21 protein-coding genes are annotated in these 18,606 nt (G+C 70.0%); 7 read left to right on the top strand and 14 right to left on the bottom strand.

The genetic code is table 11. The features are described from left to right. Positions 1–52: 52 nt before the first annotated feature. Positions 53–1,027: a helix-turn-helix transcriptional regulator gene (locus NYP07_RS01855; RefSeq protein ID WP_268146772.1), complete on the bottom strand. Its 975-nt coding sequence runs from the start codon at positions 1,025–1,027 to the stop codon at positions 53–55. A 116-nt stretch (positions 1,028–1,143) separates the two neighbouring features. Here NYP07_RS01855 and NYP07_RS01850 point away from each other — a divergent pair, with 116 nt between their 5' ends. Beyond that, the gene (locus tag NYP07_RS01850) at positions 1,144–2,187 is read left to right on the top strand and encodes a hypothetical protein (protein WP_268146771.1); all 1,044 of its coding nucleotides are present in this window, start codon (positions 1,144–1,146) and stop codon (positions 2,185–2,187) included. 48 nt (positions 2,188–2,235) lie between these two features. On the opposite strand, the gene NYP07_RS01845 is transcribed toward NYP07_RS01850, so the two are convergent. The 3 genes from NYP07_RS01845 to NYP07_RS01835 all read right to left on the bottom strand — a co-directional run bounded on the left by NYP07_RS01845 (position 2,236) and on the right by NYP07_RS01835 (position 3,841). Beyond that, positions 2,236–2,754: a GNAT family N-acetyltransferase gene (locus NYP07_RS01845; protein WP_268146770.1), complete on the bottom strand. Its 519-nt coding sequence runs from the start codon at positions 2,752–2,754 to the stop codon at positions 2,236–2,238. A 108-nt stretch (positions 2,755–2,862) separates the two neighbouring features. Continuing rightward, complete coding sequence (locus NYP07_RS01840) at positions 2,863–3,516, bottom strand: 3'-5' exonuclease (RefSeq protein WP_268146769.1); 654 nt, start codon at positions 3,514–3,516, stop codon at positions 2,863–2,865. A gap of 10 nt (positions 3,517–3,526) precedes the next feature. After that, positions 3,527–3,841 (bottom strand): nucleotide pyrophosphohydrolase, encoded by a 315-nt coding sequence (locus NYP07_RS01835; protein ID WP_268146768.1) that lies wholly within the window; start codon positions 3,839–3,841, stop codon positions 3,527–3,529. Between the two features lie 369 nt (positions 3,842–4,210). On the opposite strand from NYP07_RS01835, the gene NYP07_RS01830 reads away from it, so the two are divergent. Both NYP07_RS01830 and NYP07_RS01825 read left to right on the top strand, forming a co-directional pair. Next, a complete protein-coding gene (locus NYP07_RS01830; protein ID WP_268146767.1) occupies positions 4,211–5,299 on the top strand; it encodes an SGNH/GDSL hydrolase family protein in 1,089 nt (362 codons plus the stop codon). 28 nt (positions 5,300–5,327) lie between these two features. Then, entirely contained in the window at positions 5,328–5,993 is a 666-nt protein-coding gene (locus tag NYP07_RS01825) for an OmpW/AlkL family protein (RefSeq protein WP_268146765.1), read from the top strand. A 73-nt stretch (positions 5,994–6,066) separates the two neighbouring features. Here the strand turns inward: NYP07_RS01825 and NYP07_RS24010 are convergent, their stop codons facing one another. From NYP07_RS24010 to NYP07_RS01800, 5 genes are all read right to left on the bottom strand, one after another. After that, positions 6,067–6,813, bottom strand: a complete 747-nt coding sequence (locus tag NYP07_RS24010; RefSeq protein ID WP_268146763.1) for a GNAT family N-acetyltransferase — start codon at positions 6,811–6,813, stop codon at positions 6,067–6,069. Next, positions 6,810–7,583 (bottom strand): ParA family protein, encoded by a 774-nt coding sequence (locus NYP07_RS01815; protein ID WP_268146761.1) that lies wholly within the window; start codon positions 7,581–7,583, stop codon positions 6,810–6,812. The genes NYP07_RS24010 and NYP07_RS01815 overlap by 4 nt, the downstream gene beginning before the upstream one ends. Before the next feature lie 79 nt (positions 7,584–7,662). Next, positions 7,663–8,289 carry a 16S rRNA (guanine(527)-N(7))-methyltransferase RsmG gene (gene rsmG, locus NYP07_RS01810; protein WP_268146758.1) on the bottom strand — a complete coding sequence of 209 codons (627 nt, stop codon included), beginning with the start codon at positions 8,287–8,289 and terminating at the stop codon, positions 7,663–7,665. Next, positions 8,286–10,235, bottom strand: coding sequence for a tRNA uridine-5-carboxymethylaminomethyl(34) synthesis enzyme MnmG (mnmG, locus tag NYP07_RS01805; protein ID WP_268146756.1), 1,950 nt, complete (start codon positions 10,233–10,235; stop codon positions 8,286–8,288). Before mnmG ends, rsmG begins: the two co-directional genes overlap by 4 nt. Positions 10,236–10,349: 114 nt before the next feature. Then, entirely contained in the window at positions 10,350–10,823 is a 474-nt protein-coding gene (locus NYP07_RS01800) for a hypothetical protein (RefSeq protein WP_268146754.1), read from the bottom strand. A gap of 252 nt (positions 10,824–11,075) precedes the next feature. Here NYP07_RS01800 and NYP07_RS01795 point away from each other — a divergent pair, with 252 nt between their 5' ends. After that, positions 11,076–11,336, top strand: coding sequence for a YkgJ family cysteine cluster protein (locus NYP07_RS01795; protein WP_268146752.1), 261 nt, complete (start codon positions 11,076–11,078; stop codon positions 11,334–11,336). A gap of 30 nt (positions 11,337–11,366) precedes the next feature. After that, entirely contained in the window at positions 11,367–11,867 is a 501-nt protein-coding gene (locus tag NYP07_RS01790) for a hypothetical protein (protein ID WP_268146750.1), read from the top strand. Here NYP07_RS01790 and NYP07_RS01785 read toward each other — a convergent pair. The 5 genes from NYP07_RS01785 to NYP07_RS01765 form a co-directional block, all read right to left on the bottom strand. Then, positions 11,864–12,367: a hypothetical protein gene (locus tag NYP07_RS01785; protein WP_268146747.1), complete on the bottom strand. Its 504-nt coding sequence runs from the start codon at positions 12,365–12,367 to the stop codon at positions 11,864–11,866. The two genes, NYP07_RS01790 and NYP07_RS01785, sit on opposite strands and share 4 nt — an antisense overlap. Next, positions 12,364–13,527 (bottom strand): ABC transporter permease, encoded by a 1,164-nt coding sequence (locus NYP07_RS01780; protein WP_268146745.1) that lies wholly within the window; start codon positions 13,525–13,527, stop codon positions 12,364–12,366. The genes NYP07_RS01785 and NYP07_RS01780 overlap by 4 nt, the downstream gene beginning before the upstream one ends. Then, positions 13,524–14,306 (bottom strand): ABC transporter ATP-binding protein, encoded by a 783-nt coding sequence (locus tag NYP07_RS01775; RefSeq protein ID WP_268146743.1) that lies wholly within the window; start codon positions 14,304–14,306, stop codon positions 13,524–13,526. Before NYP07_RS01775 ends, NYP07_RS01780 begins: the two co-directional genes overlap by 4 nt. Next, the gene (locus NYP07_RS01770) at positions 14,303–15,775 is read right to left on the bottom strand and encodes an alpha/beta hydrolase (RefSeq protein WP_268146741.1); all 1,473 of its coding nucleotides are present in this window, start codon (positions 15,773–15,775) and stop codon (positions 14,303–14,305) included. Before NYP07_RS01770 ends, NYP07_RS01775 begins: the two co-directional genes overlap by 4 nt. Before the next feature lie 127 nt (positions 15,776–15,902). Then, the gene (locus tag NYP07_RS01765) at positions 15,903–17,483 is read right to left on the bottom strand and encodes a thioredoxin family protein (protein ID WP_268146740.1); all 1,581 of its coding nucleotides are present in this window, start codon (positions 17,481–17,483) and stop codon (positions 15,903–15,905) included. 66 nt (positions 17,484–17,549) lie between these two features. On the opposite strand from NYP07_RS01765, the gene NYP07_RS01760 reads away from it, so the two are divergent. Both NYP07_RS01760 and NYP07_RS01755 read left to right on the top strand, forming a co-directional pair. After that, positions 17,550–18,224, top strand: a complete 675-nt coding sequence (locus NYP07_RS01760; protein WP_268146738.1) for a DNA alkylation repair protein — start codon at positions 17,550–17,552, stop codon at positions 18,222–18,224. Between the two features lie 174 nt (positions 18,225–18,398). Further along, positions 18,399–18,605, top strand: coding sequence for a hypothetical protein (locus NYP07_RS01755; protein WP_268146736.1), 207 nt, complete (start codon positions 18,399–18,401; stop codon positions 18,603–18,605). Position 18,606 lies beyond the last annotated feature (1 nt).

Here is an 18,606-nt window from a genome sequence, read left to right as displayed (position 1 = left end):
TGGAAGATGCGCCGAGCCTAACGCGATTGACCCCGCTGCCATATGACCGGCCTCAAACCTCGAGCGCCGCGGCGGCCCGGCGCAGGCGTGCCGCATAGGCCTCGCGCAGCGCAGGCGGCCCGACGACTTCGACGCGGCCGGCGTGGCGCAGCAGGTCCATCAGCAGTTCGGTGTCGTCCACATAGGGCAGGCGCAGCCGCCAGCGGCCGTCGGGCAGGAACTCGCTGTGCTGGGCCGGATGCCATTCCTCGCGCGACACCCAGGCCGCCGTCTCGGCATTGAAGACCAGCTCGGCCTCGCGCGGCGTGCCGCCGGCGAAGATGCCATAGCCCTGGTCCAGCTCGGCCTCCAGCTCGGCCAGCGGCACGGCCTTGGCGTCGGTGTCCAGCAGCGTCGCGCTTTCGATGCCGTCCAGCGCAAAGCGGCGGTAGGCGTCGCTGGCATGGCACCAGGCGTCCAGATACCAGGCATGGCGGTGGTGCACGAGGCGCTGCGGCGAGACCTCGCGCTCGCTGGCCACGCCATCACGCTTCTTGCGGTAGCGGATGGCCAGCCTGCGGCGCTTGACGACGGCACTGCCGACGGTCTCGAAGCTGTCGCTGGCCACGCGCCGGCGCGCGGTGCCGATGAGCCTGACGCGCCGGCGCAGCTCGTCCGCCTCGGCCGCGTCCACGCCCAGCATGCCGGTGATCTTGTCGAACATGGGCTGCAGATGGCGGCCCACGACGCCCTGCTCGTCCAGGCCGGCCAGCATCTGCTGCATCGTCAGCAGCGCGTGCAGCTCGGCCTCGTTGAACCAGACGCCCGGCAGCTCGTGCTTGCCGCCGCGCCACTGCTGGCCGAAGCGGTAGCCGTTCTCGCCGACGTCGTACTCGATGGGGGCGTCCAGCCGCTCGCGCAGATAGGCCAGGTCGCGCTTGAGCGTGGCTGAAGACACCTCCAGCGCGTCGATCAGCTCGGCGAACGACACGCAGCCACGCGAGCGGATCAGGTGCTCGATCTTGTAGAAGCGCTCGGTGCGGTCCATCCTGAAAATATTTACAGTGGTTTTGCAGGTAGATCATCTCATGAGCCAGCTGGCTCGCAGACTGCAGAGAAGGCCCGCGAACTTCATCGGCGAGCCCAACCGACCAGGAGCCCGACATGCAAGCCGCCTTCAACACCCAAGCCACCGCCCAGCCCGCCCTCGTCCAGTTCGACTTGGGACTGATCGAGGCCCCCACCTCCGTCAGCGCCCACGAGCGCATCGGCCTGGCCCTGGGCCGCGACTACGCGCTGCACGGCCTCACGCCGCCCATCGCCCACCTCTACCCGCAGTCGCCGCTGCAGCGCGGCTGGATGGCCACGCGCGGCCGCGCCGTGCGCACGCCGGCCAGCCCGCCGGTGGTGCTGTGGCTGGCACTGCGCACCCATGCCTGGGCTCGCGGCCGCAGCTTCGAGGACATCCAGCTGACGCCCCACCACCTGGCGCAGCTGGACACCAGCCACTGCCCCATCACCCGCGAACTGCTGGGCGACGACAACCGCAGCATCGACCGCGTCCGCGACGACGCCGGCTACGCGGCCGGCAACCTCGCCGTGATGAGCCGCCGCGCCAACCGCGCCAAGGGCAGCCACGGCCGGCAGGCCATCGCCGGCATGGCCGCCAGCTGCGCGGCCGGCCCCATCACCCGCATCGGCGGCCTGGCCGAGGCCGAGTGGCAGCGCCTGGCCGTGCTGGCCAGCTTCGTCACGCCGCTGAGCCACGAACAGGCCGCGCAGATCCCGCTGCGCGTGCTGCCGCCCAACCGGCTGCGCCTGTTCAATCCCATCCAGGCGCTGCAAGCCCTCATCACGCGCCAGCTCGCGACGCCGGGCTGGAGCGCCCGCCTGAGCCGCCTCGAAGCCCTGCTGCCGACCGACGCGCTGCGCAGCGACTTCAACCGCTTCCTGCTCGCGCTGGCGCCGCGCGTGCTGGCCGCGGCCGAACTGCAGCAGCCGCACCAGATCCGCTGGGCGCTGGAAGACGCCTGGGCCCTGCCGCTGGTGCAGAAGCGCTGGACGCGCTTCGCGCTGCAGCTGACGCCCGAGCAGGCCGAAGCACTGGTGGAACGCGCCGCAGCCAAGAAGCTCTGCCCGGTACACATCCAGCGCCATGACGACGCGACCGACGGCTGGGCGCTGGCCACGCAGGGCTATGCGGCCTGAAACGACAAAGCGCCTCGCCAGAGGCGCTTTTCTTCTGGCCGGAGTCGCTCAGACCAGCGAGCGGTGCAGGCGGATCTCTTCGACGCGGGCACCGCCGACTTCGGTCGTGCGGGCGCTGCCCAGCTCGCGCTTGAAGCCGGCCAGCTCGAAGAAGCGCAGCGCGCGCTCGTTGCGCAAGTAGCACCACAGCGTGGCCTTGGTGCAGCCTTCTTCCTGCAGGCCGTCGCGCGTGGCATCCCACAGCGCCAGGCCCACGCCCTTGTCCCAGTGCACGGGGTCGGCGAACAGCGCCCAGACCTCGCCGGTCGTGGCCGGCGTGCCCTTGTCGCGCGAACGGTCGAAGCCGGCGAAGCCCATGATCTTGTTGTCCAGATGGGCCACGATGACCTGGGGCTCGCACAGGTCGATGGCCTCGCGCCAGAAGGCCTGGCGCTTCTGCACCGACATCGCATCCAGCGCGGCGGCCGGCAGCAGCGACTTGTAGGCGTCCTGGCTGGCGGCGACGTGAATCTCGGCGATGGCCTTGGCATCGCGCAGGGTGGCGGGGCGAACCTGGATCACGGACATGGAATTCTTCTTCAGCAATACGCGGGGCACGAAAGGCCGGCATTGTCCTTGCCCGAGCCCGCGCGGCAGCCTCTTGACAGAATTATTTCTGGGCTTCCTGCGCTGCGCTCAGGCTGCCTCGCACGCGGCTCTTCGCGCCTTCAGATGCTCGACCAGGCCGCGCCTGAGCCAGCGCAGCGGCGTGCGCTGCAGCTCGGCCAGCAGCGCATGGTCGACCTCGGTGCCACCCAGGTCCAGCGCAAAGCGCCGCGCCACCTCGGCCTGCACCTTCAGCAGCAGCTCCGCGGCGACGAGGGCATCGGCCAGCGCACGGTGGGCGCGGCCTGAATAGCTCAACCGATGGAAGCGCACCTGCTCGCCCAGTGAATGGCTCTTGGCCTCGGGCCAGAGCCGGCGCGTCAGCAGCACCGTGCAGGCGAATTCGTGGGCGGGGTCGGGCTCGATGCCGGCGCGCTGCATCTCGGCCTGCCAGAAGCCCCGGTCGAAGCCGGCGTTATGCGCCACCAGCGGGCAGCCCGCGGTGAACCGGGCCAGCTCGCGCATCACATCGGCCGCATCGGGCGCGCCGGCCAGCATCTCGTTGCTGATGCCGGTCAGGGCCTGGATCTGCGGCGGCACCCAGGCGCCGCTGCGCATCAGGCTGGCAAAGCGGTCGACGACCTGGCCGCCGCGCACCAGCACGGCCGCGATCTCGGTCGCGCGGCCGCCGCCGGCGGGGCCGAGGCCGGTCGTCTCGAAGTCGATGACGGCGATGGTTTCCATCAAGACCCCTTCAAGACCTGCCGGGCGGGTGCTTGATCGCATTCATCGCGAGCTTGCGCTCGACGGCAGCCTCCAGGTCCACGCCGCCGTGGTCGGCGATCTGCACCAGATAGAGCAGCACGTCGGACAGTTCCTCGCCGACGTGGCGGCGCTGGTCGTCGTTGAGGTTCAGGGACTGCTCCGGCGTCAGCCACTGGAAGATTTCCAGCAGCTCGGCGGCCTCCACCGTCATGGCCATCGCGAGGTTCTTGGGGGTCTGGTAGGGCTGCCAGCCGCGTTCGTCGGCGAAGCGGCGCAGACGCTGCTGCAGGGCTTGGAAATCCATGCCGGAAGTGTCCAATGTATTCAAGACGGTATTCAAGATTTCAAATTGGTGGTGGTAGTAGGGGCCGGCCCGCGCTGTGGACAAGGCCGAAAACCCCTTGCGTGGCAAGCGCTTGGCTGGCTAACAAGCCTGTGTGCCGGAACCCGGACGGTTTGTCCCGCGTTTGGGAACAACTTCGCCAAACGGCCCAGGCCTGTGGATATCCGGGCAGTTGTCCTGCAGCCATCCACAGACTTGCTCAAGCCCTTCATCAGGGAAGTTCTTTACGCCTTGCGGCCCAAAACACAACGGCCGCCGCGGGTGCAAGGGCTAGAGTTGCGCTCCCGAATTTCAATGCGCCGCAGCCGCGGTGTCCCCTAGGAGACAACGATGAAACCCTTCCTCACCCGGATTGCCGCGGCCTCCGCGGCGCTGATGGCCGGCCTGCTGGTGGCGGGTTGCGGCGGCGGTGCCACCGCGGACACGACGCCCAAGTTCAGCCCCGGCAGCGTGGTGTCCTTCGGCGACAGCCTGAGTGACCAGGGGACCTATCAGGTGGGCACGGTCGCCGCTCTGGGCGGCGGCCAATACACCGTCAACGGCGTCGGTCCCAGCTGGCTGGCGCGCATCGCCGCCCTCTATGGCCTGGCCAAGCCTTGCCCGGCCCAGCAAGGCCTAGACGGACTCGCCTCTCAAGGGTTCAGCGTGCCTGTCAAGAACAATGCAGGTTGTTTCGCCTATGGCCAGGGCGGCTCGCGCGTGACCAATCCGGTTGGTCCGGGCAATAAGTTGCTGGGTGGCTCCAACGCCGTGCTGGGCCAGCTCACGGTGCCCGTCGTGACGCAGTTGCAAAACCACCTCGCCGCGGTCGGCGGCAGCTACAAGGGCACCGAGCTCGTGTTCGTCTATGCCGGTGGCAACGATGTGTTCATCAACCTTGCCACCGTGCAGGCGACCATAGCCGCTGGTGGCGACCCGACCGCTGCCGCTACCGCAGGTGTGACTGCAATGGGCCAGGCAGGTGCCGAGTTGGCCGGCTATGTCAAGGCCTTGGTGGTTGGCAAGGGTGCCAAGAACGTCGTGGTTATCAACCTGCCCGATGTCAGCCTGACGCCTTTCGCCAAGAGCCTGCCTGCCGCAACGCAGGGCCTGATCCTGCAGATGGTTAACACCTTCAACGATCAGCTCAAGGGCGGTTTGTCCGGTACCGACTTGGTTTGGGTCGATGCCGCCCAGGGAGTGCGCGACGAGATTGCCAATCCCGCGAAGTACAGCCTGGCCAATGTCACCATGCCGGCCTGCGACCTCAGCCCGGCCAAGAACCCCTTGGCTTCGTCCTTGGTCTGCAATGCCAACAATGTCGTCGCCGGCGATGTCAGCCACTACCTGTTCGCCGACACCGTCCACCCTACTCCCTACGGGGAACAATTGCTGTCGCAGGCAGTGTCCCTGGAACTGGCTCGCAAAGGCTGGCTCTGAGTCCGCGTGAGCCAATCAGGAGAACTTTATGAATATCAAATCCCTGCTTGCAGCAACCCTGCTTTGCGCCACTAGTCTTGTTCACGCGCAGTCGGCCGGCAGCATCGTCGTCTACGGCGGCGCGGCCCAGATCACGCCGCAGGTCGACAGCGGCGACCTCAGCGCGCCCAGCGCGCCCGGTACCAAGATCGATGTGAAGAAGGCCACGTCCTTCGTCGGCGGCATCACCTACTACTGGACCGACAACATCAGCATCGACCTGCCGATCTCGGCGCCGTTCACGCACGACGTCATCGGCGCGGGCGCGATCCAGGGCGTCGGCAAGCTCGGCACGGTCAAGTCGCTGCCGGCCACGCTGCTGGCCCAGTACCGCTTCGGTGAGGCCGGCAGCGCCTTCCGCCCCTTCGTCGGCGCCGGCGTCACCTATGGCTATTTCTACAAGCCCAAGGCCACGGCCGCGCTGTCGGGCATCACCGGCGGCACGCCCAGCAACCCGACCACGCTGTCGATGAAGAGCCGCTTCGGCGCCACGCTGGAACTGGGCGGCGCCTACAACATCACCAAGGACTGGTCCGCCAGCCTGTCGGTGACCAAGACCTTCATCAAGACCACGGGCAGCCTGTCCACCGGCCAGGCCATCGAGACGACGCTGGACCCGGTGTCCATCAAGTTCGGCGTCGGCTACCGCTTCTGATCCGGCCCCGGCCGATCATCCCGAGGGAGCCGGCGGCTCCCTTTTTTGTTGGTGCGTCGAACCAGGCGCGGCGTCACGTCAGCTCGTGCTCGGGGCTGCGGTAGTGGTAGCGGTAGGCGAAGACGAAGCCCAGGCGCGCGTACAGCCGCCGGGCCACCGAGTTGTCGCTGCCGACCTGCAGATAGGCCTGGCGCGCGCCCTGGGCATGGGCGAGGGCCAGCAGCGCGCGGCACAGGCGCTCGCCATGGCCCTGGCGTTCGACGGCGGACGCGATGTCGTAGAGGCCGACGATGTCGCGGTCGACCACCATCTGGCCGCAGGCCAGCAGCCGCCCGTCGGCGTCGTTCAGCGCGAAGCCCTGGTAGCTGACCGGAGCGTTAGCGATGCGCTCCGCGTGGGCCGCGATGGCCGTGTCCGACGAGCCGCGCAATGCGCCGACGCGGGCGGCGTAGTCCTGCGCGCCCAGGGCCTGCAGCGCGACGGGCGCGGGGTCGGGCAGCAGGGTGTCCAGCACCATCACGTCGGCTGCGTCGAAGGCGCCCCAGCCCTTGGCGGCCAGGCGTGCGTCCAGGTCGGCCGGCTGGCTCCAGGGCGTCACGCGCACGGCCAGCGGCAGGCCGGCGGCGTCGTAGGCGGCCTGGCAGCGGGCCAGCAGATCGTCCAGCGGCAGCGCGCCCTGGCGCAGCGCATTGATGCAGCGCGAGCGCTTGGCCTTGCCGGGCGACAGCCGGATCAGCCAGCCGTCGATGTCGGCCTGCTGGGGCGGGGCGCTGGCGTCGAGGCCGGCGAGTTCGGCGCGCAGGGCGAGGGCGTCGATCACCGCATCGTCTCGATGCGCTTCACCATCTCCCTGGCGAAGTCGACGAAGGCCTGCGCGCCCTTGGAGCTGGGGTCGAAGACGACGCCCGGCAGCCCGTAACTGGGTGCCTCGGCCAGGCGCACATTGCGCGGGATGACGGTGTCGAAGACCTTGTCGTTGAAGTGGGCCTTGAGCTGGTCGCTGACCTGCTGTTGCAGCGTGATGCGCGGGTCGAACATGACGCGCAGCAGGCCGATGATCTGCAGGTCGTGGTTCAGGTTGGCGTGGATCTGCTTGATGGTGTTGACCAGGTCGGTCAGGCCCTCCAGCGCGAAGTATTCGCACTGCATCGGCACGATGACGCCGTGGGCGCTGCACAGGCCGTTCAGCGTCAGCATGGACAGCGACGGCGGGCAGTCGATCAGCACGAAGTCATAGTCCTTGGCCGCCTCGGCCAGCGCGCCCTTCAGCCGGGCCTCGCGGCGCTCCAGCTCCACCAGTTCGACCTCGGCGCCGGCCAGCTCGCGGTTGGCGCCCAGCACGTCATAGCCGGCCTTCTCGGAGCGGGCCTTGGCCTCGGCGATGGAGGCGGACTCCAGCAGCACGTCGTAGACCGTCGTCTCCAGCTTGCGCTTGTCGATGCCGGAGCCCATGGTCGCATTGCCCTGCGGGTCCAGGTCGACGACGAGCACGCGCTGGCCGAGCTGCGCCAGGCCGGCGGCGAGGTTGACGGTGGTGGTGGTCTTGCCGACGCCACCCTTCTGGTTGGCGATGCAGAAAATCTTGGCCATGGCTGGGGTTTTGCGGGACTGCCGGCATCGTACCGGGGAGAGGGCGGGCCGACCCTCGGGCGCGACCCGCGTGAGCCGCTCAGCGGGGGCGCATCCAGACGATGCAGCGCTGGGCGTCCAGGCCGGGGACGGCCAGTTGTTCCACGTGAAACACGTCCACGTCGGCGGGCAGGGCGGCGATCTCGTCGGCCGGGTGCTGGCCCTTCATGGCCATCCAGACCGCGCCTTCCGCCAAATGCTGGCGGGTCAGGCTCGTGAAGTCGACCAGGGACGCGAAGGCGCGGGACGTGATGACGCCGAAGGGCGGGGTGCTGAGCTGCTCGACGCGGCTGTGCACGCCATGCAGATTGGGCAGCTTCAGCTCGGCCGCCACCTGCTGGATGAAGGTGGCCTTCTTGACAACGGCGTCCACGCAGCTGACGTCGGTGCCCGGGCAGCAGATCGCGATGACCACGCCGGGCAGGCCGCCGCCGGCGCCCACGTCCATCAGCCTGGCCGGCGCGCCGTGGCGCTGCAGCGGTGCGATGACGGAGAGGCTGTCCACGAGATGGTGGCTCAGCATCTGGGCCGGGTCGCGTACGGCGGTCAGGTTGTAGACCTTGTTCCACTTCTGCAGCAGGGCCAGGTAGGCCAGCAGCTGGTCGAGTTGGGTGTCTGTGAGTTCGAGGCCGAGTTCCGTGGCTGCCGCGGCGAGCGTGTCCCTCATGCCGCTTCCGCCTCGGTGAAGCCCTTGAACTTGCCTTTCTTCAGATGCACAAGCAGCAGCGAGATCGCGGCCGGCGTGATGCCGGAGATGCGCGAGGCCTGGCCCAGCGTCTCGGGGCGGTGAACGTTCAGCTTCTGGCGGGCCTCGAAGGAGAGGGCGTGGACGAGGCCGTAGTCCAGGTCCTCGGGCAGCTTCAGGTGCTCGAAGTGGGCGGCGCGGGCGACGTCGTCGACCTGCTTGTTGATGTAGCCGGCGTACTTGGTGCTGATCTCGACCTGCTCGGCCACGAGGTCGGCCAGCTCCTGGCCCAGCTCAGCGACAAGCGTTTCACGTGAAACACCCGCCTCCGGCTTCGCAATCGCGGCCACTTCGGCGATGGTGTCGAAGCCCACGCCGGGCCGGCGCAACAGGTCGGCCAGGCTGTACTCGCGCTCCAGCGCCTTGCCGACCAAGCGTTCGGCGTCCGCCGCCGGCAGGATACCGGGGTGGACCCAGGTGCTTTTCAGCTTCTCGGTTTCACGTGAAACCGCGTCGCGCTTGCGGTTGAAGGCGGCCCAGCGTTCGTCGTCCACCAGGCCGAGCCGGCGGCCGGTCTCGGTCAGGCGGGCGTCGGCGTTGTCCTCGCGCAGCTGCAGCCGGAACTCGGCGCGGCTGGTGAACATGCGATAGGGCTCGGTCACGCCCTTGGTGATGAGGTCGTCCACCAGCACGCCGAGGTAGGCCTGGTCGCGCGTCGGCGTCCACGGGCCGTCGCCGCGCACCTGCAGCGCCGCGTTCAGGCCGGCGAACAGACCCTGGGCCGCCGCCTCCTCGTAGCCGGTCGTGCCGTTGATCTGGCCGGCGAAGAACAGGCCCTGGATGACCTTGGTCTCGAACGAGGCCTTCAGCCCGCGCGGGTCGAAGTAGTCGTACTCGATGGCGTAGCCGGGGCGCAGGATGTCGGCGTTCTCCAGGCCGGGGATGCTGCGCACCGCGGCGAGCTGGATGTCGAAGGGCAGGGAGGTGGAGATGCCGTTCGGGTAGAACTCGTGCGTCGTCAGGCCCTCGGGCTCCAGGAAGATCTGGTGCGAGTCCTTGTCGGCGAAGCGATTCACCTTGTCCTCGATGCTCGGGCAGTAGCGCGGGCCCACGCCTTCGATGACGCCGGTGAACATCGGGCTGCGGTCGAAGCCGCTGCGGATGATCTCGTGCGTGCGCAGGTTGGTGTGCGTGATCCAGCAGGGCAGCTGCTGCGGGTGCATGGCCGCATTGCCGAGGAAGCTGAACACCGGCACCGGATCGAGGTCGCCGGGCTGGGCCTCGCACTTGGAGAAGTCGATCGTGCGTCCGTCGATGCGCGGCGGCGTGCCGGTCTTGAGCCGGCCCTGCGGCAGCTTCAGCTCCTTGAGCCGGGCCGACAGCGAGACCGCCGGCGGGTCGCCCGCGCGGCCGGCGCTGTAGTTCTCCAGGCCGACGTGGATGCGGCCGTCCAGGAAAGTACCGGCCGTCAGCACGACGGCGCGGGCGCGGAACTGGATGCCGGCCTGCGTGACGGCGCCGATGACACGGTCGCCTTCCACCAACAGGTCGTCCACGGCCTGCTGGAAGATTTGAAGATTGGGCTGGTTCTCCAGCCGGCGGCGAATGGCCGCCTTGTAGAGGATGCGGTCGGCCTGGGCGCGGGTGGCGCGCACGGCCGGGCCCTTGGAGCCATTGAGGATGCGGAACTGGATGCCGCCTTCGTCGGTGGCCAGGGCCATCGCGCCGCCCAACGCGTCGACCTCCTTGACCAGGTGGCCCTTGCCGATGCCGCCGATGCTGGGGTTGCAGCTCATCTGGCCCAGGGTCTCGATGTTGTGGGTCAGCAGCAGCGTCTGCGCACCCATTCGCGCGGCCGCAAGCGCCGCCTCGGTGCCGGCATGGCCGCCGCCGACGACGATGACATCGAATTCCTTGGGGTAGAGCATCTCGGTCCTGGAAAGAACAGGGCCCGGGCGAAAGCTCGGGCAAACCCCGAATTTTACGAAGCGGGTGTGGATAAGTCACCCATGGGTGGCTTATCCCTGGCGCGACGCGTGAGATCAGTCGCCCGCGATGAAGAAGTCGATCTGCCAGCGCCCCGCCTGCTTGGAGAAGCCGACGCGGTATTCGAGCGGACTACGCATTAGCCGGTCGCGCACGTGGCCGATCTGTCCCGAGGGCAGCTTCACGGCAACCCAGCCGTCCGGCTCGCCAGACGGGTCGGCCGTTTCGACGATCGAGAAATCGAGGCTGGCGACCACGGCCGCAGCGTCGTTGGCCGCGGACCGCACGCGCACGCCGGTGCCGACGGCCACCACATGGCTGAAGCCGTCCAGGCCCTGCGGCCATCGCGAGAAGGTGTAGGGCGCGATGAACCGGCCGTTTTTGTCGAAGCTGCCGCCCAGGGCCAGCGTGGTTGCCAGGGTCTCCCACAACAGGCTGTCGGCAGCTTCTGGCTTCCACATCGTCTTGAAGTCGTCCAAACCGTGATCACCACCAAAGGACAGCTCGACATCCTTGCTGAGCGCATCCAACACGGCGGCCGTGTCGTGTTGCGCCACGGCGGCTTGAAGGCGGGCGCGAAAGCTGAAGAAGTCCGGGACCGATGCTGCCTGGTCAACGGGCAGCAGGCGCGCCGGTGTCTGAGCCCGGGCATGCGGGCCTAAAACCATCAGGCAGAGTGCAAGGACAGCAGAGGTTCGTATCGACATGGCGACGGTAAGAGCGCCCCGTGAATGTAGCGGCGAGCTTGCACCGACAATTCATTGCTCACCTCCAGATTCACCATGGATTGTCGCCCCCGCTGCGCCGCCTGCTGCATCGCGCCTTCGATCAGCTCGCCCATCCCAGGCCACCCGAATGGCAAGCCGGCCGGCGTGCGCTGCGTGCAGCTGGACGACGAGGACCGCTGCCGCCTCTTCGGCAGGCCCGAGCGCCCGGCCGTTTGCGGCTCGCTGCGGCCTCAGGAGGACATGTGCGGCAGCAGCCGCGAGCAGGCGATACGCTGGCTGGGCAGGATGGAGGAGCAGACGGCGCCACGCGCTTGAGGTCATCAATCTGCGGCAGACTGCGCGGCCATGCCCTCCGTCACCGACAGCCCTGTCCCCTCCGCCAGCCTGCTCGGCCGCCTGGCCGCCGAGCGTGGCGCCTTCGCCGATGCCTACGCATTGCGCCTGCCGCGCGGCGTCACGCTGGCCGAGTTCGTCGAAGCCTTCTACACGACGCGGCTGTTCAAGCTGGAGCGCTGGCTGATCGCCCGCAGCGGCCGGCCGTCCAGCGATGCCGACGTGCGCGCCGTCGCCCGTGGCGAGGACCGCCGCATGGCGGCCTGGACCGTCGAGGCGCGCGCCCAAGACGAGCTGCTGATGCACGAGGACAGCGGCTTCACGCGCTCCTGGTTCAAGGTGGAGGCGGGCGAGGGCGGCGCGACGACGCTGTGGTTCGGCTCGGCGCTGATCCCGCGCCGGCGCGGCCCGGGCGGCGAGCCGCGCTTCGGCTGGATCTTCCACGCGCTGCTGGGTTTTCACCGCCGGTATTCGCGGGCGCTGCTGAAGGCGGCGGCGCGCAGGCTGGCTTAGGAACCGGTTCCCTTGCCCGAGACCTTTTCGGTCACCGCATGCCCCGAGGTCGCGTCCTCGATCCACACCATGCACTCCGCGGCCGTGATGCGGCCGGCCACGCGGTAGCGGTGGTCGGCCTCGGGCGCGAAGGCCACGTCGCCCTCCACGCGGCAGGTCGGGTTCGTCATCGCCAGGATGGGCGCGGCGTACTGCGTGACGGCCTGCAGCCTCACGCGGGCCGGGCCGGGCGGCAGCTCGTTGCTCAGGGCCACCGGCGCGACGCCGAAGCCGCGGCCCTGGTTGGCCTGCAGCGTCGCGATGCTGGTGCTCAGCAGCCGGCGGCCGTCGACCCGCGTCATCTCGAAGACGTGGACCAGGCTGCCGCTCACTTGGACCGTTTGGTCGGCGACGTTGACGGTCGGGCCGTCGTAGCCGTCGGGCGTGGCGGGCTGGAAGCCCTGGTAGGCGGCGCAGCCGGCCAGCAGTGCCGCGGCGAGGGCGGTGGCGGCGGCCCTCATCGTGCCACCGCCGCGCGCATCGAGCGCGCTACATAGGCCAGCGCCACGGCCGCCAGCGCGAAGCCGACGAGCACGCCCGGCAGCACCTGGGCCCAGCGCAGCGTCTCGCCCTTGAGCACCTGCAGCATCAACGTGTTCTGGGCCAGGCCCGGCACCCACAGATACCAGGGCGCGTCGCCGCCGGGGTTGAAGAGGCTGACCATGGGCATCAGGCTGATGGCGGTGATGACGAGGGTGCTGCTGGCCTGGGCCTCCTTGAAGGTCTTGGAGCGGATGGCCAGGGCCATCAAGAGCGCCGACAGGCCGGCCGCGAGCGGGATCTGCAGCAGCCAGAAGGCCAGCACCTCGGGGCCGCCGAAGCTGAACTGGGCCTGCAGAACGTCGCTCTTCAGCAGCCACTGCGCCGGGATGAAGCTCAGGGACGACATCAGCGCCACGGCCATGCCCAGCAGCGCGACGGCGCCCCATTTGCCGGCCACGATGGCACCGTGCGGCGCCGGGTTCATCAGCAGCGGCTCCAGCGAGCCGCGCTCGCGTTCGCCGGCCGTGCTGTCCAGCGCCGCGGTCAGCGCGCCGTAGAGCACGGCCATGATGATGAACATCGGGATGATGCTGGTCAGCCGCGCGGCACGGGCCCGGGCGCTGGCGAGGTCGCGCTCCTGCACGTCCACGGGGTCGAGCAGCTCGGTGGAGACGCCGCGCATCGCCAGGTTGAGCAGCGCGCGCTCGTGGCTGAAGCCCAGCAGCAGGCCGCGCAGCGGACCGGTGCCGGCCATCGCGCGCTGGTTGGCGCTGTCGCTGACGACCTCCACCGTCGGCGCCTCGCCGCTGCGCAGCCTGGCCTCGAAGTCCCTGGGCACGACGAGCACGGGCTCGAGCAGCGTCGTCGCGCGCAACCGGGCCTCGTAGTCGGCCGGCGCGGGCTTCATCGTGTAGGTCTGGCGCTCGATGTAGTTGGCCAGCGTCGGCGCGGCGTCCATGCCGACGACCAACACCTCGCGCTTGTCGGCACGCTCCTCCAGCGAGGCGATCAGGCCGGACAGCGCCGTCAGCAGCAGCGGGCCCATCAGCACGGCGGGAATCAGCAGGCGCAGCAGCGTGCGGCGGTCGCGCAGCGCGTCGCTGAGCTCCTTGAAGAAAACGATCAAGGCCTGTTTCATGCCGCGACCTCCTCGGGGAATGCGAGCTTCACGAAGGCGTTCTCGAAGCGGGCTTCGCCGGCCTGGGCCAGCAGCTCGGGCACGCTGCCGTGCGCGACGCTGCGGCCGTGGGAGACGACGACGACCTCGTCGCAGAGCTGCTCCACCTCCTGCATGATGTGCGTCGAGAAGACGATGCACTTGCCGCCGCCCGCCGGGCTCTTGAGCCAGCGCAGGGCCTCGCGCAGCGCGCGGGTGGCCAGCACATCGAGGCCGTTGGTGGGCTCGTCCAGCACGATGTTGGCGGGGTCGTGCACGAGGGCGCGGGCCAGCGCCGTCTTCATGCGCTCGCCCTGGCTGAAGCCGTCGGCGCGGCGGTCCAGGATGGACTGCATGTCCAGCAGCCGCGCCAGCTCTTCCGCACGCGCGTTCGCGGCCTCGGGCGCCATGCCCTGCAGGCGGCCGAAGTAGACGATGTTCTCGCGCGCCGACAGCCGCGGGTAGAGGCCGTGCGCATCGCCGAGGATGCCCATGCGCGAAAGCGCCTTCAGCGGCTCGGCCTTGACCGTGATGCCGTCGACCGCGATGTGGCCCGCATCCGGCGGCAGCAGGCCGGCCAGCATGCGCAGCGTCGTCGTCTTGCCGGCGCCGTTGGCGCCCAGCAGGCCGGTGATGCGACCGTTGGCGGCTGCGAGGCTGACGCCCTGCACCGCGTGCACGATGCGCTTGGCGCCCCGCTTGAACAGGCTGCCGCCGCTCTGCGCGGTGAACTGCTTGTGAACGTCCTGGATGTCGATCATTGGGCCGCTCCTTCCGGCGTGGACTGCACGGGCTGGAAGGCGACGGGGCGCGGGATGCGGGTCGCGCAGGCCGAGTCCTGGGGCAGCGCGTCGGCGGCGCTCTTGGCGTCGATGAAGCGGAACACGATGTCGCGCACGCAGCCCACCGCCATGACGCCATGGCCGGACTCGGGCACGACGAGGTGCTGCACCCGCTCCGGGTGGCCCGCCGCCAGCGCCTTCGCGACGCGCTCGCCGTGGCGCGGCGGCGTGGCCGGGTCGGCGCCGCCGCTCATCACGAGCACGGGGCTGGGCGCCGGCGGCACCTTGTAGAACTCGGGCGGCACCTCGCCCCGCGGCCAGTCGCGGCAGGCGCGGGCGTACATCTCGGCGTCGACGCGGCCGAAGTCAGTGCCGGGCGCGTCCGTCGCCTGGCCGATGCGCGGCGCGTCCTCGGCGCAGATGACCGAGAAGTGCATGCCCATCGCGAGCTTCATGCCCTTGCCGCCGCCGAAGGCCGTCGTCAGGCCGAACAGGCCCTCGAAGCGGCCCTCGGTGGCCGCCGCGTGGATGGCCGCAGGCAGGGCGGCCGCCAGCGCCGGCTGGTAGAGGGGCGGGCGCACCGCGCGCAGCAGCAGGCCGCGGTCGACCGTGAAATGCTCGGCCGCGCCGGTCAGCGGCCGGGCCACCGTCACCTGGCGCGGCAGCGAGGCGAGCAGCTTCTGCCAGTCGGCGCGCAGCCCGGGGAAGGCCTTGGCGTTGGCCTCGATCAGCTTGTCCAGCGCGGCCTGGGTGTCGGGCGAGAAGCTGGCGGGCAGCACCATGTCGGGCGGCGCGACGCCGTCGATGACGGTGCGGCGCACCTGGGCCGGGAACTGGCGCAGGTATTCCAGCGCGGCCCGCGTGCCGTAGCTGCCACCGATCAGGTCCCACTGCGGCACGCCCAGGGCCTGGCGCACGGCGTCCATGTCCTGCATCGCGATCGTCGTCGTGAAGAAGCGCAGGTCGCCATAGGGGAGCTTTTCCAGCTTGGCGCGGCATGCGTCGATGCGGCGCATCTGCGCGGCCGGCTCCAACTGCTCGGCGATGGGCAGCTTGCTGTCGTCGGGGCAGTCCAGCGGCGCGGACCGGCCGGTGCCGCGCTGGTCGATGAAGACGAGGTCGCGGCGGTTGTTCAGCCTCGAGAGGCGCGGCAGCACGCGCGAGGCCACGTTGATCGCGCTCTGGCCGGGGCCGCCGGCCAGCATCAGCACCGCGTCGGGCAGCTTGTTGCGTGCCATCGCCGGCACGACGAGGTAGTGGATGTCGATCTTCACGCCGTCCGGCCGGGCCGGGTCCAGCGGGCGCTGCAGGCTACCGCACTGCAGTTCGTTGGGAATGCCGTCGACGCGGCAGGGCTTCAGCGGCGCCGTTGTCGCCGCCGCCATCGCCGTGCCTCCGAGCCCGGCCGTCATCAGGAGCGCCAGCAGCCGCCCTCGCCAGTCACGCATGCCAATCTCTTCTTGTCGTTGGGACGGCGCGCAGTATGCGGCGCGGGCCGGCGCGCCCGCGCCGGTCATGGGATGAGTGGCGAGCGGGGGCGCGCCAGCGGCCAGAAACGCGGGTCGGCTGGCCGGCTCAGGCCTTCTTCATCAGCCCCTGGCAGGCCGAGCGGGCCTTGGCGTCGCTGGCGTCCAGCCGGCCGCAGACGCCGTCGAGCTGGGCCTTGAGCCGGCCGACGGCAGCGGCCTGGGCGGGGGTCTTGTTCCAGCCGGCCAGCAGCGTCGCGACCTTCTTCAGCGAGCGCTCGCTGCGCTCGTAGAAGGCGCCCGGGTCCTTGTCGGCCTCGGCGAACAGCTGGGCGGCCGTCTTCTCGATGCGGGCCGTGTCCTCGGGCGCCAGCTCGACCAGGGCCGCGAAATAGTTCGAGCCCCATTGCAGCCGCGTGGCCGGGCCCTCGCTCTTGTTGAAGGCCTCCTCGTACCAGTGCAGCGCGTCGGCCTTCCGGCCCTGCTTCCTGGCATTGCCGCCGAGCTGGCTCATCAGGTAGTAGGGCGAGTGGCTGCGCGCCAGGGCCGACTTCAGCAACTCGTCGCTGTCCTTCCACAGGCCCGCGCTGCCCAGCAGATGCGCGGCCTCGGTGACGACGGCCTGGCGCTCGTAGCCGTCGGTGATCTCGCGGTTGGCGCGGCCGGCCTGGTCTCGGGCCTCGGCCAGCAGCGCGGCCGGGATGCCCTTGGGGTTGGGGTCGTCCCTGGGCGAGTCCAGGCGGGCCAGGTCGACGCGGCCCTGCAGCGCGTTCAGCCGGTCGGCGCGGGACAGCGTCGCGTCCGCGTTCAGGCGCCTCAGCGCGGCGTCGAACTCGGCGACGAGGGCGTTGCGGGCGTCGCCGGGCTGCGGCGCGAAGGCCTTGACGAGGTCCGGCGCCTCGTTGGTCAGCACGTCCATCTGCGCATGGGCCTGGGGGGCGTCGGCCAGCACGGCGCGCAGGCGCGGCAAACCTGTCGAAATTTGGGCCGGGTCGGCCGCCTTGCCCTCGGCCATCGCGCCGACCGACTTCAGCCACAGCCGCGTCGAGGTTTCCGCCAGCTCGGCGCCCGCGCCTTCGCTGGCCTTGGCCAGCTGGGCCAGCGTTGCGGTGCGCTGCTCGGCCGGCAGCAGCTGCTGTTCGTCCGTCTCCCAGCCGTAGAAGCCCAGCAGCCGCCATTCGTTGGCGCTCAGCTTTTTGCCGGCCCGGGCGTCGGCCAGCACGGCCTTGACGGGCCGGCCGCTGGACAGGCCGAGCTGCAGCACCTTCATGACCTGGGCCGCGTCGGCCTCGCCGGGCAGGCGGGTGATCTCGCTGCCACTCGGGCTGAACAGGATCAGCGTCGGGTAGCCGCGCACCTTGAAGCGGTTGCCGAGCTTCTGCGCGCCGGGCGCGTCGCCGTCGATGCCCACGGCCACGAAGGCCTTGCTCTGCTCGATGAAGTCCGCGCGGTTGAACAGCGTGGCCTTGAGCTGGTTGCAGGGCGGGCACCACTTGGCGCCCCAGTACAGCAGCACGGGCTTCTTCTCGGCCTTGGCCTGCTGGAAGTAGCGGTCGATGTCGGCATCGGCCGCGGCGGCCTGCCAGGCGACGCCCGGGCCGGTGCCGGCCTGGGCCGCCGGCGTGGCGGCAAGGAGGAGGACGGCGGTGGCCAGGGCGGCCAGGGTCGGCGCTGCGGAGCTGATCTTCATCGGGCCTGGGGATCGATCGTGTCGAAGCCGCCATTGTGTGCCGCCGCCGAACCGCAGAATCCGCGCATGCCGAATAAGCCCGACCACCGGCTGAATATCGCGCTCGCCGCGCTGCGCGAACGCGCCCGGCCCGAGCAGCTCGACGCGATGGCCCGCTTTGGCATCACCGGCGACGGCCGCCTGGGCCTGGCCGTGCCGACGCTGCGCCTGCTGGCCCGGCAGTTCGGGCGCGACCACGAGCTGGCGCTGGCCCTGTGGGACACCGCCATCCCCGACGCGCAGATCCTGGCCGGCATGGTGGCCGAGCCCGCCGGCCTGACCGTCGCGCAGATGGACCATTGGGTCGCCGGCATGCGCGCCTGGGACGTCTGCGACCAGGCCTGCACCAACGCCTTCGTGAAGAGCCCGCTGGCCTGGGCCGCCATCCCGCGCTGGGCCGCGCGCGAGGCCGAGTTCGAGAAGCGCGCCGGCTTCGCGCTGCTGGCCGTCGCCGCCCTGCACCAGAAGCAGCGGCCCGATGCCGACTTCCTGGCCCGCCTGCCCCTCATCGAGGCGGCGGCGGACGACGAGCGCAACTTCGTGAAGAAGGCCGTCAACTGGGCGCTGCGCCAGATCGGCAAGCGCAGCGCGGGCCTGCGTGAGCCGGCACTCACCGTCGCGGAGCGGCTGTGCCGGCGCAGCGGGAAGGCGGCGCGCTGGATCGGCGGCGATGCGCGGCGGGAGCTGCAGCGCCGGGCCTGAACCGGGGCGTCCGGCCCCGTTCCGTCTCCCCCTTTGGAGGGATGTCGGGGGGATGCGGGGGGCCTCATCCCCCCTCGTCCCACCCTCTGGGTGATGTGCTGAAAAAGGCCGGCCACCGATGCTGGCGGCATGGCGTTGTCCACGACGCCGAACCCATCAAAACCGGAGGCCGCCATGCAATTCTTCAGCTCCTCGCAGTTCCCCTGGCCCGACGCCAAGCTGCCGCTGGGCGTGGCGGCGCTGGCCGCCGGCGGCAGGGGCGGTGCCCGCAAGCTCGACTGCGGCTGGTACGACTCCAGCTTCGACCTGGCCCATGGCCTGGAGGTGTCGGAGCAAGACAACGACACGATCTACCAGCTCTGGGAGCTGTCGCAGAACTGAG

Source organism: Pelomonas aquatica (assembly GCF_026712205.1).
GTDB classification, from domain to species: domain Bacteria; phylum Pseudomonadota; class Gammaproteobacteria; order Burkholderiales; family Burkholderiaceae_C; genus Pelomonas; species Pelomonas aquatica.
The sequence above is the reverse complement of the archived record's forward strand: the minus strand, read 5'-3'. Positions and strand labels throughout refer to the sequence as shown.